Below are 17,726 nucleotides of genomic sequence, written 5' to 3' on the forward strand. Positions count from 1 at the left end.
TTTATTTGAACACCGCATCCTTGAAGCCAGCCAATTTCTCCAGCGAAGCTTTCTCCACGCCTTCATGCAAGCTGTCTCCGTGGGAATCCATCGTCACGATCGCGGCGAAGCCGTCGACCTCGAGATGCCACATCGCTTCCGGGATGCCGAATTCCATAAAGTCGACGCCGTTCACCTTTTTGATGCATTCGGCATAATATTGCGCCGCGCCGCCGATCGCGTTCAAATAAACCCCGCCGTGTTCCTTCAGGGCGGCCAATGTTTTCGGACCCATCCCGCCTTTGCCGATCACCGCCCGGATGCCGAACTTCTTCATGATATCGCCTTGGTACGGCTCCTCCCGGATGCTGGTCGTAGGTCCGGCTGCTTTGACGTGCCAGCCTTCCTCGTCCTTCAACATGACGGGCCCGCAGTGGTAAATGACCGCTCCGTTCAAATCGAGCGGGGCATCATGATCCATCAAATATTTATGGAGCGCATCGCGTCCGGTATGCATTTCGCCTTTAATGACAACGACGTCGCCAACGCGCAGTTGGCGGATTTGTTCCTCCGTCACCGGCGTTTGCAGCACGATTTCCCGGCTTGCGCCTCCCGAAGCCGATTCTGTGCCAGCCGCCTCTTCGGCCGCCGGTACCGTTTCCACCGGCACGCCGCTGCCGCGTTCGTACAGCCAATTCCCGATTGCGCCGGTGGCAGGGTCAATTTCCACCCCTTGGCGACGGAAAGCCCAGCAGTTATAAGCGACCGATACGAAAAAGCTGGCCGGCAACCGGTTGGTAGCGCCCACTTTGCAGCCGAGCAAAGTAACTTCCCCGCCGAAGCCCATCGTCCCGATGCCAAGCTGGTTGGCCGTTTCCATAATGTACTGCTCCAGCAGATCCAGCTCCGGATTCGGGTTCACGTCGTCCACCTTGCGGAACAACTGCTGCTTGGCAAGCTCATAGCCCGTCGTGCGGTCCCCTCCGATGCCAACCCCGAGGAAGCCGGCGCTGCAGCCCTGTCCTTGGGCTTGATATACGGCGTGCAAAATGCACTTCCGCACCCCATCCAGGTCTCGTCCTGCCCGGCCCAGTCCCTCCAGCTCAGCCGGCAGGCTGTACTGGATGTTTTTATTTTCACAGCCGCCGCCCTTAAGGATCAGCCGCATATCGATCGTTTCTCTTTCCCATTGCTCAAAATGAATCACCGGCGTGCCCGGACCCAGATTGTCCCCGCTATTCTCCCCAGTCAGCGAATCGACCGAATTCGGCCGCAGCTTCCCTTCCTTGGTCGCTCTTTGCACCGCAGCGTAGATCGCCTTCTTCATTTCGATCTGGTTCGCCCCCACCGGGGTATGCACGATGAAGGTCGGCATCCCGGTATCCTGGCAAATCGGCGAAACCTGCTCCTCCGCCATTTGGATATTCCGCGTGATCGTCGACATGGCCAGCCCGGCCCGCGTGGCCTGATTCTCCAGCTCTCGCCCCCGGTTAACCGCCCGGCGCACGTCGCCCGGCAAATTCGTGGAAGTTTCCACGATTAATTGGTATACGCTTTCTTCAAACTGGTGCATGGTCCAAGAATCCCCTCTCTTGTCTTCTGGATAAATACATAAGCTCGAATCACCGTAATCGTCTCGATAGCCATATCACATTCAACAGATTTATAATAACATAAGAACTAGTTTCGGTTGACAATTTCTGTCCAAAATGAACTCCAAAACAAGCGAGGTTTATCACTGATGAACTACCACTTTCCTGCTTATATGTATCGTCTGCGTTCCATCCGGCGTTGGAGCCTGATGCGCAGCACCGCTGCCGACAACGTCGCGGAGCATTCATACCACGTCGCTTTGCTGTCGCACTTGCTGTGCGAAATCGGCAACCGCATGTTCGATCGTCAGCTGGACGCGGAACGCGCGGCCGCCTTGGCGTTATTCCATGACGCCACCGAGGTGTTCACCGGCGACATACCGACGCCGGTCAAACACCATAACCCCCGGCTCTTGGCCAATTTCCGCGAGATGGAGGATATCGCCGCCGAACGGTTGCTGTCCATGGTTCCTGCTGAATTGAAGGAGAGTTATGCACCGTTGCTTTTCCCCGGCCAGACGGACGCTGTTCCCGGCGATGCCGAGCTGATGGTTTACGTCAAAGCCGCCGACAGCCTGGATGCCTATTTGAAATGCGCCTGGGAGCTCACCGCCGGCAACCGGGAGTTTGCCGTTGCCAAAACGCAGCTGCTGGACAAACTGCAGCGCCTTCAGCTCCCGGAGGTCGCCTACTTCCTAGAGCATCTGGCCCCGAGCTTTGAGATGACGTTGGACGAATTATCGGAGACGGAACAGCGGGGCGAATAGCACTTTTAGCGGATGACCAATAACCCCCTTGCTTCCCGGAGCTCCCGAGAACAAGGGGGTTATTCGCGAGATTGCTGTTGCTTTCGGAACGTTATCCGTTTACGATCTCGCCGCCGTTAATATGCAGCACCTGGCCGCTCATATAAGAGGAGTCTTCCGAGGCGAGGAAGACGTAGGCCGGAGCCAGCTCCTCCGGTTGACCGGGCCGTTGCATCGGGGTCGTCCCGCCGAACTCGGCCACCTGCTTCTGATCGAAGGTCGACGGGATCAGCGGCGTCCAGATCGGTCCAGGCGCAACGGCGTTAACCCGAATGCCTTTGCTGCCGACCAGGCTCATGGACAAGGACCGCGTAAAGCTGACGATGGCGCCCTTCGTGGCCGAATAATCGAGCAGTTGCTCATTGCCTTTATAAGCCGTCACCGAGGCGGTGTTGATGATCGCGCTGCCTCGCCGCAGATGCGGCATGGCCGCTTTGGTCAAATAGAACATGGAGAAGATATTCGTGCGGAACGTCTTCTCCAACTGCTGCGCCGTAATAGCGGTAATGTCCTGCTGCGGGTGCTGCTCGGCGGCGTTGTTGACCAAAATATCGAGGCGGCCCAACGCATCGACCGTTTCCTTCACTGCTTGAGCGGCAAATGCCTCGTCTCCGATGTCGCCGGAGATAAGCAGGCATTTACGCCCTTCCTGCTCGACCTCTTGTTTTGTTGTGGCCGCATCGCCATGCTCGTTTAAATAAACAATGGCGACGTCGGCCCCCTCCTTGGCGTAAGCCACGGCTACGGCCCGGCCGATGCCGCTGTCGCCGCCGGTGATGAGTGCCGCCTTGCCTTTCAGCTTGCCGGCGGCTTTGTAACTTCCTTCGAATACAGGACGCGGATGCATGTCCGATTCGATCCCGGGCTGTTGATTTTGATGCTGGGGAGGCATGGTTTGTTTGTTTTGTCCATTACCTGCCACGGTAACATCCTCCTTCGTCGGGGTTGTCGGTATGACGCTTTCCCGTTTAGGATGGCCTGAGCCCCCCATCTTATGCTCCAAAGATCCCGGCGATGCCAAACCGATCGGCAAACCAGACGTCGTCGCGAACCCGATGCGAGGCATATTTCTCCCTCTGCAACCGGACCTGTTCCCACAGCTGTGGCTCGTCGCCCGCTTCGCCTCCAAACGATTCATGCACCTGCTGTTTACAGGCCGACACAAACGGCTCGCTAAAATGCAAAAAAGCCAATGTCAGCAAATCCCGCCCCCATTTCTCTCCGCTATCGTCGAACGGGAAGTTCTGCCTAAAGACCTGCACCAAGCTAACGTCCGGTACCAAGCGGCATTTCCCGCCCTGCAGCCACATCCTCAGGGAGAACTCCGCCGTTTCCAGCTCTTTTCCCGAGAATCCGTCCTCCATCCCGCCGATCTCCTGAAATTTGTCGCGGCTTACGGCAAAACACTCCCAGGCCAACCACGGAATTTCGTTCGTTCCATCACTAAAAGCGGGGTATCGGCGAATAGACCCGAGCAGCCCGGCGGCCTCCAGTCCCTTCGGGGGGTGGGAATGCTCATGGACCTTAAACGAAGGCGACACGCCATCGGCTTGTCCTTTCATCAGCGGTTCCAGCAAACGTTCCATCCAACCGTCGTCATAGTAGAGATGGGATCCGCAAAAGATCAGATACTTCCCGCTAGCGTGCGCCGCACCGATATTGCGGGCGGGAATGCCCGGTTCCCCCTTCACCCGCTTGACCGGCCGGTCGAAACGGTAACTCATTAGAAAATCGCAACACCCGTCCACGGAACCTTCGTCGACGATAATTACTTCATAAGGCAGCGTTGTGTTCGAAACTTTTAACGACTCCATGGTCGTATAAAGGTCGATGCCGTTGTTTTTTACGGTGATAATGATCGATACTGCATTGGATTCGGAAGACATCATACTACTCCTTAATTTGGTTATAATTAATAATTGATACAAATCAGTAAATCCCATGATTCCATAATAACCCAATTCGTACTTTCAGTAAATACAAACAAAACCTGTAGTTTATTATCTTTCCTTCCGGTTCTCACTATGGTAATTACAGGAGGGGTGTTATGGATTACGAGGCATTGGGGAAAAGGCTGCGTCAAGAACGGCATAAAATGCACTTGACCCAGGAGAAACTTGCCGAACGGATCGAGGTTTCGGATGCATACATAGGACAAATCGAGCGGGGCGAACGAAGTTTATCTCTGGAAACCCTCGTCAAGCTGGCGAATCAATTGGGCGTAACCGTAGATTACTTGCTCCATGATTCGTTTGAAGTCAGCGACGACCATTTTTCGAACCAAATCCAGCAAATCGTGGCGAACCGTTCGTCCAAAGAGAAACAATTGGCGCTGGATATCATGAAACTCATGTTCACCCATCTCGATGAATTGAAAAAGGAAGAGGACCCTTCCTAGAAGGGCCCGCTGACACCGTTGCAAACAAAGACCTGCCGCGTTCGACGCCGGCAGGTCTTTGTTTGTTTACTCGGGTCTTGCTTGGGAACTAGATAATGGTGCTGAACACCATGAAGAACGAAATCAGTAATACCGTCACGGACAGCAGCGCGCTTAATGTACGCAGCTTTCCTTCCTCGGCCGTCACCGGTTTGTTCTGGCGAATGCCTTCCAACGCAAGGCGAAGCGGTTTTCCCATGATTCCGCTAAACGCTCCGATCGCCAGATATAATACGACGATCACTATCATCCAAGGCACGGAATATTCCCCTTGGCCGATCAAGTACCCGCCGGTCAACAACTGGATAATCAGGCCGATTTGCGCGTATCGGTTCAACGATTTTACGGCCGTTACCGTGCCTTCTTGAGCGGCAAGTGACAATTTGCCGATCCTTCCCAGCACAAACGGCAGGAACAGATAGAAGCCCAGCGCCAAAGCGCCGATAATATGTAGAAAAATCATGACTTGATACATTACCACAACCATCCTTTCAACGTCAATTACATTTATTATAATCTATTATAGCTTCGGAGGGAAATAAAAGAAACGCCTGTTGGAGAGGGGCGGGAAAACCGATTGATAAGGGATTGGGGCAACGCAGCGAAATGTTCCTACGATCGCTGTTGCTCGCGGATTTCCTGAATTTATAGATTCAGAAGCGGTCGAAATTCGCTCACAAAGGCGAACGCTCCGCTTCTTCGGAATTATTTCCCGCTTTTGCCCTTCTCCTTATCATGGCGCGGAGACTCCCCCTCCCAACAGAGTTGGGGAGGGTAACGGATCGTATAGACGTTAATCAGCCATTTCCCGGCTATTTCCTGCCGTAACGGACACAGTCGACGTTATTACGCCTCAATTTAGGCTATAGAGACGAATTTGCAGGAAATAAGGTCTCTCCGGTCCGTTACAGTTTCTTGCTCGCTTTTTTCGGGCAAATAGCGTCTCTGAAGTCCGTTAAGCGGTTCGGTTCGGAAGCACCGGCGATCCTAGTTGCTGCCTGCCATCCGCTTGGACCTGCGTTCAAAAAAAGCCCTCCCCGACAGACTTGAGGGGAGGGCAAAAAAAGACCTTCCCGAACGAAGGTTAGGGAAGGCCAAGCAATAAACGGAGGGTGTTGCAAACGAAAATCAACCTTTTACAACGGCGATGACGTTCCGCACGGAAGCGGCGGATTTGTCCAGCGCGGTTTTCTCGTCGGCCGTCAACTCGAGTTCGAAGACTTTCTCGATGCCGCCGCCGCCGAGCACCACCGGCACGCCCATGAACAGGCCGTCATAGCCGTATTCGCCTTCCAGCAGGGCGATGACCGGCAGGATCCGCTTCTTGTCCTTGAGGATCGCTTCGGTCATCTGCACGAGCGAAGCGGCCGGTGCATAATAAGCACTGCCGTTGCCGAGCAGGCCCACGATTTCGCCCCCGCCGACGCGCGTCCGCTGCACGATCGCTTCGATGCGATCGGCCGGGATCAACGTGTCGATCGGAATGCCGCCGACGCTGGAGTAACGCACCAACGGAACCATATCGTCGCCGTGGCCGCCAAGCACGAAGCCCCGCACGTCTTCCACGGACACGTTCAACTCCTGCGCGATGAACGTGCAGTAGCGGGCCGTATCAAGAACGCCCGATTGGCCGATGACGCGGTTCTTCGGAAAACCCAGCGTTTCGTAAGCTGTGTACGTCATGGCATCCACCGGATTGCTCAGGATAATGACGGTGGAATCCGGGCATTGCTGCTTCACATTCTCGCATACCGAGCGGACGATGCCTGCATTCGTATTGACGAGATCGTCACGGCTCATGCCGGGTTTGCGGGCGATGCCCGCCGTGATGATCACGATATCGGAACCCGCGGCATCCTCGTAGGAGGAAGTGCCGACGATCTGACTATCGAACCCTTGTACCGGGCCGGCCTCGAGCATGTCGAGCGCCTTGCCTTTCGTCGGATTCGTAAGCTGCGGAATATCGAGCAACACGATGTCGCCGAGTTCTTTCTGCGCCAGCATTAATGCCGTTGTGGCACCGGTGAAACCAGCGCCGACGACGGTAATCTTCTTCCGTTGAATAGCCACGTGGATCAAGACCTCCTACATGTTATTGATCACTTGATCGGCAAACTCGGAGCATTTAACTTCCGTTGCGCCTTCCATCAAACGTGCAAAATCGTAGGTAACCGTCTTGTTGTTGATCGATGTCTCCAGGCCTTTATAGATCAGGTCGGCCGCTTCCTGCCAGCCCAGGTGCTCAAGGAGCATGACGCCGGACAAAATCACGGAACCCGGGTTCACGACGTCCAGATCGGCATATTTCGGCGCCGTACCATGCGTCGCTTCAAAGATCGCATGCCCGGTCACATAGTTGATGTTGGCGCCTGGCGCAATGCCGATCCCGCCAACCTGAGCAGCCAAAGCATCGGACAAGTAGTCGCCGTTGAGGTTCAAGGTTGCAATCACGTCAAAATCGGTCGGCCGCGTCAGGACCTGCTGCAGCGCGATGTCGGCGATCGCGTCCTTGATGACCACTTTGCCTTCGGCTTCCGCCGCCTTTTGCGCCTGATTCGCCGCGTCGGCGCCGGATTGTTCCTTGATGCGGTCGTACTCGGCCCAAGTGAATACTTTATCGCCGAATTCCGCTTCCGCCACTTCGTAACCCCAGTTCTTGAACGCGCCTTCGGTAAATTTCATGATATTGCCTTTGTGCACGAGCGTCACGCTCTTGCGTCCGTGTTTGATCGCATATTCCACCGCCGCGCGGACAAGGCGTTTCGAGCCTTCCTCCGATACCGGCTTGATGCCGATGCCCGAGGTTTCCGGGAAGCGGATTTTCTTCACGCCCATTTCGTTTTGCAGGAATGCCAGCACCTTCTTCACTTCTTCGGTGCCTTCCTGATATTCGATGCCTGCATAAATATCCTCGGTATTTTCGCGGAAAATGACCATGTCCACCAGCTCCGGACGTTTAACCGGAGAAGGCACGCCTTCGAAATAGCGGACCGGACGCAGGCATACATACAGGTCCAGCTCCTGGCGGAGCGCTACGTTCAGCGAACGGATGCCGCCGCCGATCGGCGTGGTCAAAGGTCCTTTGATGGCCACAATATACTCGCGGATCGCCGTCAGCGTGTCGGCCGGCAGCCACTCTCCGTATGTATTGTAGGCCTTTTCGCCGGCGAACACCTCGTACCAGGCGATTTTCTTCTCGCCGCCGTAGGCTTTCTCCACGGCGGCGTCCAATACGCGTTTCGATGCTTTCCAGATATCCCGGCCGGTGCCGTCGCCCTCAATGAAGGGGATCACGGGGTTGCTAGGCACCTGCAGTTTTCCGTCCTGAATCGTAATTTGCTCGCCTTCAGCAGGAAGATCGAACTTTTCCAGTTTCAACATGTTAACGTTTTCCTCCTCATATCATTATGCTTCGTCTCACGGTCTCCATTTTAACACAATGTGCCATGGAGTTGCCGCAGTAGCGCTTATCTTAATTCGATCGGAACGTATTGCTGGTTGCTGGCCCCGGTATATTCCGCCCGCGGACGAATAAGCCGGTTATCATCGAGCTGCTCCAGGATGTGCGCGGTCCAGCCGGACAAACGGCTGATGGCAAAAATCGGCGTAAACAAATCGCGCGGAATGCCAAGCAGCGTGTATACGGAGGCCGAATAGAAATCCACGTTAGGCTTAAGCCCTTTTTGGCCCGTTACGAGCTGATCCACTTTAATCGAAATGTCGTAGAGCGTGGAATCGCCCTTCAACAGGCTGAGCTGACGGGACATCTTCTGCAAATGCTTCGCGCGTGGGTCGCCGTTCTTGTAAACGCGATGGCCGAAGCCCATGATTTTCTCCTTATTCGCCAGCTTCTGCTGAATATAAGGTTCCGCTTGGTCGAGCGTACCGATTTCCGCCAGCATGTTCATGACCGCCTCGTTGGCGCCGCCATGCAGCGGGCCCTTCAAGGTGCCGATCGCCGAGGTCACGCCGGAATAAATATCCGACAACGTCGCGATCGTTACGCGGGCGGAGAAGGTCGAAGCGTTCAGCTCATGGTCGGCATGCAGAACGAGCGCTTGATCAAGGGCACGGATGGCAATCGGATCCGGCTCCTCCCCGGTTAACATATACAAGAAATTATGGGCAATGGATACTCCCTTGAGCGGAGCGACCGGAGCTTTGCCTTCCCGAATGCGGGCATAAGCGGCAATCAGCGTCGGAATTTGGGATTGCAGTTTGATCGCTTTGTTCTGGTTGCTGATGCGGGAGTTGTCGTTCGCGTTCTCATCATACAAAGCAAGAGCCGATACGGCAGTACGAAGCACTGCCATCGTGTTCGCATCGGACGGGTATAGCTTCATCTGTTCGAGTACCGCCTCGGGAACCGCAGCGTAGTCGCTTAATTGCTGCTGCAGACGCTCCAGCTCGGATTGCTTGGGCAATTGGCCGTACCACAGCAAATAAGCCGTCTCTTCAAAACTCGCACGCTCCGCCAAATCATCGATGTTGATCCCGCGATAAGCGAGAACGCCGTCATGAATAGAGCTGATCGAAGATGTTGCTGCCACAATGCCTTCCAGGCCTTTCGTAGCTGTCATGATACATCTCTCCTTTGTTAACAATTTGTGAGCAAACAAGCCGTTGAAAACATTTTCAAATTAAAAGTTTAAAATTTTCAGAGTAGGATAACACGAACTCCTGAAAACGGAAACATGGCTCTAACTGCTTACTTATCCATCATACTGGATTTTGGAAGGCATGGGAACCGCTTGAGCTTCCCCGGATACATCAAATGATTTTATCAGGATCATAAAGAATTTTTGTAAACGATTGCAGAACCGCAATGATATTTATCACATTTTTCGAAAAATCTTCGAGACGGAATACTCGGGGTGGACAAATAATATCGTAGGAATAGGACATGTACTGAAAAAAGGAGAAATGCCCTTTGGATAACGTGATCGTCAAACGCGTGCTGCGCGGCAGCTGGATATGCGTCGTCCTCGTCGGTTCCATCGCCGCGGTGTATTGGCTGATTCCGCTGCTGTATCCGTTTCTGATCGCCTGGCTGATCTCCTATGCGATGAACCCGTTCGTTCAGTGGCTGCAGCAGCATATTCGTTTGCCGAAATGGCTGGCCGTCACGCTGGCGCTGCTCGTCTATTTCGGGAGCGCGGCGATCATTCTATCCGCGGCATTGACCCGCCTCGTCAAAGAGCTTATCCATTTGGCCGAATCGTTCGATTTGCGCATCGCCGAATGGAGGAACCTGTTCATCGAATGGACCCAAAGCGAGGGGATTCAAAATATTATCAATGAAATCAACCATTTCATCGCCGATAATCCCGGTTACGAAAACACGATCCACAAAAACATCGACAATACTGCCGAAAGAGTAGGTTCTTTCGTCTCCCACCTCGTCAACAACTTTTTGGGAATCATCGTGAACCTGCTCTCCTCCCTCCCCAATCTGGGGATTATTCTCGGCGTGATCCTATTGGCTACTTTTTTTATCAGCAACCACTGGGAGAGGGACATGCGGTTTCTGGCCGGAGCGATTCCCGCTCCGTTTCGCAAAACGGCCGGGGCCATCTGGCGGGACCTCCAGCGGGCTTTGTCCGGATATCTGCGCGCCCAATTCATCATGATTTCGATCACGGCATTTATTGTGCTGATCGGACTGTTGATCCTTGGCGTCGACTCCGCCTTTACGTACGCGCTGCTGATCGGATTGGTCGATCTCTTGCCCTATTTGGGCGTGGGGACCATCATGATCCCCTGGCTGATTTATGCTTTTGCCACCGGCGACGTCACGCTTGGAATCGGGTTGGCCATCTTGTACGGCATCATTCTGATCGCCAGACAAATGATTGAGCCCAAGGTGCTCGCCAGCAGCGTAGGGCTTGATCCATTGCCGACTTTGATCGCCATGTTCGTCGGTCTGAAGCTGTTCGGCGTGCTGGGCTTGATCATCGGCCCGGTTACGCTGGTCATCCTCGGCGCGGCCGTCCGCGCCGGGGTCATACGCGACCTGCGCAATTACATCGCCCATGGGCGGCTCCGATGAAGCGCGGCTAAGCCTTGGAAAAACCTGCATTTTTGCAGGCTTTTCCGAGGGGCTTCCGTGAGTTTCTTGCAGACATCGGCAGTACATCGGCAGTATCCCCCTAAGAAAACGCGCTCCTTGTTCCGAATCTTCTCATCGCCATCCCAAAGTAGTCCCCGGGAAACAAAAAAAAGCCCCCGTCTCCACAAGAGACGAGAGACCTTTCGGTTCCCGCGGTGCCATACCTGAAATGCTTCTCAAGCTTTATCCTAAAAAAGAACAAGTCAACGCCGGAAATAAGTAATCGTGCCGTCTTTCATTTTTTTGTTGACCCATTTCAACAGCGGAAAACGGTACAGCGGGCGCGTCAGCGGAAACACCAGCGTGAAACCGATCAGATCGGTGATAAAGCCCGGAATCAGCAGCAACATTCCGCCGGCAAACACGCAAATCCCGTCCAGCACCATGCGTCCCGGAATTTGCCCGCCGCTCATTTGGGCCTTGGCGTCGGCCAATACTTTGCGCCCTTCGAATTGCATCATCAATCCGCCAATGACAGAGGTCGCGAGCGTCAAAAATATCGTTTTGCCCACTCCGAGTCTCTCGCCAACGAACATATAACCCCAAAACTCAACTATCGGGATGACCACGATAAGAACGGCTATCCATTTACGCATAGGAGGACTCCTTTAAGAGGTATTCAGCCGAGCCTTCCCGGTGCTGAAAAGCCGACGATTTGAACCCTCACTTTATTAAAGCGGCAATATCATGTTGCTTCTATACTTGTATTTTACCGCTTCAAAGTTAGATAATCAAAAATCAAGGCTTACAGGCCGCCTCGAACGCCGCATACCAATCAGGAAACGCCTTCTTGAATTGGACCGGCTTAAAATCCTCGCGCCGAACGACATAGTGGGAAGAGGAACCTTCCACGCAGAGCGTACCTTCCCCGTTGTACACCTCGTACCCGTATAAGGTTTTGACGCCGCCGTTATCGATGATCCGCGTTTTGAGCAGCACGGTCTCCCCGTAGCGAATACCTCGTTTATACTCCACCTTCATCTCATGGACGGGGGAAATGTAACCCGCTTGCTCCATATCGTAGTAATCGAAGCCCAGCTCCCGGATCAGATTCAACCGTCCTTGCTCAAACCATTCCAGATAATGCGAGTGATAAACAATTCCCATCATGTCGAATTCAAAATATCTCGGCTCCATATTCAGCACGCTAACATGCACGTTAGTTCACTCCTCTATTGGGAATAACCGCCCGCGGGCCTGGTTTCTTGCGGCAAAAAAAGCAATGGTCCCCGTCTCCGGATGCCCCATTGCCTTTTTTTATTCGTCATGGACGATTACACTAATTATCGTATTCCGGCTGCTACTTGCGGATTTGGCCGATTTTCACCAAATTCGTCGATCCGGAACGTCCCAAAGGTACCCCTGCCGTAATAACGACAAGATCGCCTTCTTTGACCAGACCGGAATCCAGTCCGCCCTTCATCGCTTTGTCGAACATTTCGTCCGTCGTGGAAGCCAAGTCGCCTTTGACCGGTGTGACGCCCCAGTTCAGAGCCAAACGGCGCAGCGTTTGATCTACGGTGGTAACCGCAATGATCGGAGCTTTAGGACGATATTTGGATACCATTCGTGCGGTATAACCGGTTTCCGTCGAAGTAATGATCGCTTTAGCGTTGAGCTCCAGTGCCGAGTTGGCTACGGCTTGGCTGATCGCCTCGGTAACGGTCGTTTGTTGCGCGTTGCTTTGCTTAATGAAAATTTCGCGATATTCCAAAGCGGATTCGGCTTTCTCCGCGATGCGGGACATCGTCAATACCGATTCCACCGGGTATTTCCCGGCAGCCGTTTCGCCGGACAACATGATCGCGTCCGTGCCGTCGAAAATCGCATTGGCCACGTCGCTCGCTTCCGCACGCGTAGGTCTTGGGTTACGTTGCATGGAATCAAGCATTTGCGTGGCGGTGATTACCGGTTTGCCGGCGCGGTTGCATTTTTCGATCATTCGTTTTTGCGCCAGCGGCACGTCTTCGGCCGGAATTTCCACGCCAAGGTCGCCGCGGGCCACCATCAAACCGTCGGAAACCTCCAGAATTTCGTCGAGGTTGTCAACGCCTTGCTGGTTTTCGATTTTAGAAATGATTTGGATATGAGTTGCGTTGTTTTGCTCAAGCAATTGACGAATTTCAAGAACGTCGCTAGCTTTGCGAACGAAGGAAGCCGCAATGAAATCGATGCCTTGCTCGATCCCGAACTTGATATCGTTAGCGTCTTTCTCGGTGATGCCTGGCAGGGAAATGTTGACGCCGGGAACATTAACGCCTTTCTTGCTCTTGATGGTGCCTCCGTTGACGATACGGCACTTGATTTCCGTACCTTGAACGTCAACGACCGTCAGGCCGATCAATCCGTCATCGATCAAAATGGTCGAACCGACTTCCACGTCTCCCGGAAGCTCTTTGTACGTAATGGAGATGCGTTCCTTGTCGCCGAGAATTTCTTCCGTCGTCAAGGTGAGGAATTCATCTTGTTCGAGTTCGATCGGTTCTTCCTTCAATTTGCCGGTACGGATTTCCGGACCTTTGGTGTCCAACAGTATGGCGATTGATTTCCCCAGCTCTGCACTCGCTTGACGGATCGTTGTGATCCGGTTGCCATGCTCCTCGAAATCACCGTGGGAGAAGTTCAGGCGAGCGACGTTCATTCCAGCCATAATCAGCTTCTTGATGTTTTCTAACGACTCACTGGAAGGACCGATGGTACATACGATTTTTGTTTTGCGCATTTGGGTTTCCTCCGTTTTAAATAGTTCTCTCTATATAATCTTTTCCAACAACTAAATTTACTATAGTTTTGTCGATTTGTATAGGAAGTTTATCATATTGTAACGAACATTCTATATTTCGCAGACATATTCAACCCCGGGCCAGGCTCCTAATTTCGGGCCTGAAATTCCATTATTTCCTTATGCACGCGAAAATAACCTTGCCGCTCGGTCCCACATCGGTTCCAGCGGAGGTTATTCGCTTGAAAAATTAATTCTCCGTTCCCGCGGAAGCCTCGGAGGCTGCGGTAGCCTTATCCGGCGCATGGGTCGATTGAGCGTTATCGTTCGCTTCGACGGCTTCGACGGCCTCGTCCGCTCCGTTCGCTTCGACGGCGGCGGAATCCTCGGCCATCCCCGCTACCTCGGCCACTTCGCCTAAATCGGCCGGCCCCGGCGCCGCCGTCTTGGCAGCGACCGTAAACTTGCCGATCTTGCGGAATTTCCGGTAGCGGTCTTCCATCAGCTCGTCCGGATGCATGACGGACAGCTCCTCCAGATTGCGAAGCAAGGCGCTTTTGATCGCTTCGGCGGTCGATTCGTAATCCCGATGCGCGCCGCCGCGAGGTTCGGGCACGATCTCCTCGATCACCTCCATCTCCAGCAGGTCCTGGGCGGTAATCTTCATCGCTTCAGCCGCCTGATCCGCTTTCGTGGCGTCCTTCCACAGGATCGATGCCGCGCCGTTCGGCGAAATGACCGAATAGATCGCGTTCTCCAGCATCAGTACGCGGTTGCCGACGCCAAGCGCTAGCGCGCCGCCGCTGCCGCCTTCCCCGATGACAACGCAAATGACGGGCACCCGAAGCAATGCCATATCCCGCAAATTGCGGGCAATCGCTTCCGACTGCCCTCTCTCTTCGGCAGTGATGCCCGGATAAGCGCCTTTGGTGTCGATGAAGGTGATGATCGGGCGGCGGAACTTGTCCGCCTGCTGCATCAAACGCAACGCTTTGCGAAAGCCCTCCGGATGCGCGCTTCCGAAGAATCGCGCGATGTTGTCCTTCGTGTCCTTGCCCCGCTGCTGCCCGAGCACCGTGACCGGCACGCCGCCAAGCTTGGCCAAACCGCCGACGACGGCGAGGTCGTCCCCGAACACCCGGTCCCCGTGCAGCTCGATGAAATCTTCAAAGATCAGGCCGATCATGTCCAGCGAAGTCGGACGCTGATGATGCCGGGCCAGATGCATTTTTTGGGATGGAGAAATCTGGCTGTAAATCTCCTCTTCCAACTGACGGTAGCGCTCTTCCAGACGCGCAATTTCTTCCGTAAAATCGATGCCTTTCTCGGTACCAAACTGCTTCAATTCCTCAATCTTCTCGCGCAGCTTAACGAGAGGCGTTTCAAAAGGCAATTCGCCCGCCATTTATACTCCTCCCTTCACACCGTGCAGTTCGAGCAATTTTGCTAGTGTGGCTTTCATTTCTTTCCGGTGGACAACGAGATCCAGCTGCCCATGCTGCAAATTGAATTCGGCCGTCTGGAAATCGTCCGGCAGCTTCTGACGGATCGTTTGCTCGATGACGATTCTGCCCGCGAAACCAAATACCGCCCCGGGCTCGGCCATGATAATGTCTCCGAGCATGGCAAAACTGGCCGATACGCCGCCCGTCGTCGGGTCCGTAATGACCGAGATGTACAGACCGCCCTGCTCGCTTAAGCGGGCCAGCGCGGCGCTGGTTTTGGCCATCTGCATCAGACTGAGGATGCTCTCCTGCATCCGTGCCCCGCCCGAAGTCGAAAAAATAATCATCGGGAGGCGCTTTCGGGTCGCCGCTTCGATGGCGCGCGTAATTTTCTCGCCCACGACGGAGCCCATGCTGCCGGAGAAGAAGTCGAAGCTCATCACGGCCACGACGGCAGGAAAACCGCCGATCGTTCCCTCGCCGGTGACGACGGCTTCGCGAAGCCCCGATTTCAAGGTCTGCTGCTCGAGCTTGCTGGCGTAGCCCGGGAACTCCAGCGGATCGACGGAGATCAGGTCTGCATCGTATTCCGTGAAGCTGCCCTCGTCGAACGTGTAATGAATGCGTTCCAAGGCGTTCAGCCGCATGTGGTGGCCGCAAGCCGGGCATACCTTGAAGTTTTTCTCGAGTTCTTTACTGTATTGAATGGTGCCGCAATGGCCGCATTTATTCATCAGACCTTCCGGAATTTCGCGTTTCGGACGGTCCGCCTGGGGCAAACCTTCTTCGCTTCCGATGCGCCCTGAAGGAATGGTCGCGTATTTTCTTTTCTTCTGAAATAAATCTTTGAACACAACTACACCTCTTCAGCCGTTGATTTATAGGCCTTATCTAGAGTCAAGGATCTATTATTCCTGGTCGTTTGCCCATTCCTTGCCATCAAGGATGCAGAATCGAATTCAACACCTCTTGCACTTCTTCAAGTTCCCCGGAAGGAACCAAAATCTCAAACTGTTGTTTGGATAAATTAACAGGACGTGTTTGGACGAGAAAGCCTTCTTCTGTGAGTTTCGTTTTGATCATATCCGCAACCTTTGCGGTTGGCGCAATATACATTACAGTCCACATGCCCTTTTCAAAGCCCCCTAACCTAATCTTTGAGCCCGTATAATAGAGTAATGATAACATAATTTTCAAAATTCCCGCAACAAAGGGAACGGGTCCGGGATCTTGCGGGTCATGCGAAAAAAAAGTCGAAGCCGGATATCCTAGGCAAATGCTGATGAGCAATTCTGTGATCCAGGCCTCTGAACCGATTATATGTTACCATTTTTGGAAGCATTGTGAAATGATTTTGAAGGGGGCAGGGCAAAGTTCATCATTCCGACATGGTCAATAGGTAGAATAAACCGCGGCGTTTTCGTGCTTATGGGCAATGCGGGCCGATGCCGCTGCCGCAAGTCCGGCCACCAGATCGTCGAGGAACACGTGGATGTTCTCGCCTTCGTTGTTAAGACTGCCGATGATTTCCGGTTTGACCTTGTCCAAATAACCGAAGCTCGTCAGCCCGATCATCCCGAATACGCTCGTGATGCCCAGCGCCATCGTTTCGTCGACGCCGTACAGCGGCTCGTCGGCCTCCATGATCGCCTGCAGCGGCTCGGGCAGCAGCTTCCGCTCGGCCAGCTCGTCGAGGGCGATCCCGGTGAACAGCGTATATTGAACCTCTCTTTTTTGCAACACGGCCTTCACGCTTTCCAGACATTGCTCCATCGTCAAATCGTCGTGGTAAGCGACCTGCAGCGAAAATACGATTTGGGCGATTTCCTCTAGCTTGACCCCTCTGCGAAGCAATTGGGCTTCCGCCATTTCAAAAGACATATGCATCTTCCTCCCCTACTTCCGGTTAAGTTCGCCAGCGCCAGCGCACGCAGCGTTGTCTCAGCCGGAATCCCGCAACCGGACCTTTGTCCGGTCCCGCGGATTGTTGTGTTCCTAAGTGTATGCGTGAGTCTGCCAAAATGTTCGTTAAAACTTGTCCGCCCCCCCAATCTTCCCTCCCTGACGCTAAACCGTAATGACGTTATTCTCCCATTTCCCGGCGATTTCCCAATGTAACGGACTCCAGAGACGGTATTGGGCTCAAATCAAGGCCATTTTTGATCGTTAGAGGGATATAACGTCTCCTAAGTCCGTTAGCGCCGCCAGGTCACGCTCTCCCATTCGCAACCCGATGTAAAAAGCCCATTCCTGCATAAGATGCAAGAACAGGCTAAGTATCAATTGTCATCTATGCATCGAGCGCTGCCTCAAGGCACCGGCGCCCCGATCATTTGATCCTGACGGTATCCGGGCCGAGCATCTGCTCCATTTCGCGGACCAAGTCCGGCGAAGGCTCGATGTTATAGCGGTCCGTCAAGGCCAGCAGCTTGCCGGTGCTTTCGTAGAACAGCACCGTGCCGACCGGGCCGGGATGCTGCTCGAGCAGCATCTTGAGCCGCTCGAGCAGGCGCGCGTTCTCCGCCGCGGCCGTGATCTTGATGAAGACGCGAGCTCAAGCTCAAAAAGGTGGAAGGGTTTGCCGACGAACTGACCGTGAGCCAATCCTATGCCGTGACGGGACTGCCGATTACCGC

17 protein-coding genes and 1 pseudogene are annotated in these 17,726 nt (G+C 54.0%); 3 read left to right on the forward strand and 15 right to left on the reverse strand.

The features are described 5' to 3' along the window. Nucleotide 1 precedes the first annotated feature (1 nt). The gene (locus tag ACQ4N8_RS23350; protein WP_430706753.1) at nt 2–1,552 is read right to left on the reverse strand and encodes a fumarate hydratase; all 1,551 of its coding nucleotides are present in this window, start codon (nt 1,550–1,552) and stop codon (nt 2–4) included. A 168-nt stretch (nt 1,553–1,720) separates the two neighbouring features. Here ACQ4N8_RS23350 and yfbR point away from each other — a divergent pair, with 168 nt between their 5' ends. Next, nucleotides 1,721–2,338 (forward strand): 5'-deoxynucleotidase, encoded by a 618-nt coding sequence (yfbR, locus tag ACQ4N8_RS23355; protein ID WP_430706754.1) that lies wholly within the window; start codon nt 1,721–1,723, stop codon nt 2,336–2,338. Between the two features lie 91 nt (nt 2,339–2,429). Here the strand turns inward: yfbR and ACQ4N8_RS23360 are convergent, their stop codons facing one another. Then, nucleotides 2,430–3,299, reverse strand: coding sequence for an SDR family oxidoreductase (locus ACQ4N8_RS23360; RefSeq protein WP_430706755.1), 870 nt, complete (start codon nt 3,297–3,299; stop codon nt 2,430–2,432). Nucleotides 3,300–3,369: 70 nt separating this feature from the next. After that, nucleotides 3,370–4,263, reverse strand: coding sequence for a glycosyltransferase family 2 protein (locus ACQ4N8_RS23365; RefSeq protein WP_430706756.1), 894 nt, complete (start codon nt 4,261–4,263; stop codon nt 3,370–3,372). A gap of 161 nt (nt 4,264–4,424) precedes the next feature. Here ACQ4N8_RS23365 and ACQ4N8_RS23370 point away from each other — a divergent pair, with 161 nt between their 5' ends. Beyond that, nucleotides 4,425–4,775: a helix-turn-helix domain-containing protein gene (locus ACQ4N8_RS23370; protein ID WP_430706757.1), complete on the forward strand. Its 351-nt coding sequence runs from the start codon at nt 4,425–4,427 to the stop codon at nt 4,773–4,775. Nucleotides 4,776–4,863: 88 nt separating this feature from the next. Here ACQ4N8_RS23370 and ACQ4N8_RS23375 read toward each other — a convergent pair whose 3' ends face one another. From ACQ4N8_RS23375 to ACQ4N8_RS23390, 4 genes are all read right to left on the reverse strand, one after another. Continuing rightward, the gene (locus tag ACQ4N8_RS23375; RefSeq protein WP_430706758.1) at nt 4,864–5,289 is read right to left on the reverse strand and encodes a hypothetical protein; all 426 of its coding nucleotides are present in this window, start codon (nt 5,287–5,289) and stop codon (nt 4,864–4,866) included. A 653-nt stretch (nt 5,290–5,942) separates the two neighbouring features. Then, entirely contained in the window at nt 5,943–6,884 is a 942-nt protein-coding gene (gene mdh / locus ACQ4N8_RS23380) for a malate dehydrogenase (RefSeq protein WP_430706759.1), read from the reverse strand. 15 nt (nt 6,885–6,899) lie between these two features. Next, nucleotides 6,900–8,195, reverse strand: coding sequence for an NADP-dependent isocitrate dehydrogenase (gene icd / locus ACQ4N8_RS23385; protein WP_430706760.1), 1,296 nt, complete (start codon nt 8,193–8,195; stop codon nt 6,900–6,902). An 86-nt stretch (nt 8,196–8,281) separates the two neighbouring features. After that, on the reverse strand, nt 8,282–9,394 hold the full coding sequence (locus tag ACQ4N8_RS23390; RefSeq protein ID WP_430706761.1) for a citrate/2-methylcitrate synthase: 1,113 nt from the start codon (nt 9,392–9,394) through the stop codon (nt 8,282–8,284). Nucleotides 9,395–9,744: 350 nt separating this feature from the next. Between ACQ4N8_RS23390 and ytvI the strand changes: the two genes are divergently transcribed. After that, nucleotides 9,745–10,863, forward strand: a complete 1,119-nt coding sequence (ytvI, locus tag ACQ4N8_RS23395) for a sporulation integral membrane protein YtvI (RefSeq protein WP_430706762.1) — start codon at nt 9,745–9,747, stop codon at nt 10,861–10,863. A 263-nt stretch (nt 10,864–11,126) separates the two neighbouring features. Here ytvI and ACQ4N8_RS23400 read toward each other — a convergent pair whose 3' ends face one another. From ACQ4N8_RS23400 to ACQ4N8_RS23435, 8 genes and pseudogenes are all read right to left on the reverse strand, one after another. Then, nucleotides 11,127–11,519 carry an FxsA family protein gene (locus ACQ4N8_RS23400; RefSeq protein WP_430706763.1) on the reverse strand — a complete coding sequence of 131 codons (393 nt, stop codon included), beginning with the start codon at nt 11,517–11,519 and terminating at the stop codon, nt 11,127–11,129. A 142-nt stretch (nt 11,520–11,661) separates the two neighbouring features. Beyond that, complete coding sequence (locus tag ACQ4N8_RS23405; RefSeq protein WP_430706764.1) at nt 11,662–12,081, reverse strand: acyl-CoA thioesterase; 420 nt, start codon at nt 12,079–12,081, stop codon at nt 11,662–11,664. A 142-nt stretch (nt 12,082–12,223) separates the two neighbouring features. Next, complete coding sequence (gene pyk, locus ACQ4N8_RS23410; protein ID WP_430706765.1) at nt 12,224–13,645, reverse strand: pyruvate kinase; 1,422 nt, start codon at nt 13,643–13,645, stop codon at nt 12,224–12,226. A gap of 250 nt (nt 13,646–13,895) precedes the next feature. Next, nucleotides 13,896–15,050 (reverse strand): acetyl-CoA carboxylase carboxyltransferase subunit alpha, encoded by a 1,155-nt coding sequence (locus ACQ4N8_RS23415; RefSeq protein WP_430706766.1) that lies wholly within the window; start codon nt 15,048–15,050, stop codon nt 13,896–13,898. Next, on the reverse strand, nt 15,051–15,944 hold the full coding sequence (gene accD, locus ACQ4N8_RS23420) for an acetyl-CoA carboxylase, carboxyltransferase subunit beta (RefSeq protein ID WP_430706767.1): 894 nt from the start codon (nt 15,942–15,944) through the stop codon (nt 15,051–15,053). Between the two features lie 85 nt (nt 15,945–16,029). Further along, on the reverse strand, nt 16,030–16,218 hold the full coding sequence (locus ACQ4N8_RS23425) for a hypothetical protein (RefSeq protein ID WP_036624401.1): 189 nt from the start codon (nt 16,216–16,218) through the stop codon (nt 16,030–16,032). A 264-nt stretch (nt 16,219–16,482) separates the two neighbouring features. Continuing rightward, complete coding sequence (locus ACQ4N8_RS23430; protein ID WP_430706768.1) at nt 16,483–16,971, reverse strand: phosphatidylglycerophosphatase A family protein; 489 nt, start codon at nt 16,969–16,971, stop codon at nt 16,483–16,485. A 448-nt stretch (nt 16,972–17,419) separates the two neighbouring features. Continuing rightward, nucleotides 17,420–17,641, reverse strand: a pseudogene (locus ACQ4N8_RS23435) (hypothetical protein); the annotation flags it as partial. Nucleotides 17,642–17,726 lie beyond the last annotated feature (85 nt).

It is taken from the genome of Paenibacillus macerans (assembly GCF_050565405.1).
Lineage (GTDB): Bacteria > Bacillota > Bacilli > Paenibacillales > Paenibacillaceae > Fontibacillus > Fontibacillus macerans_B.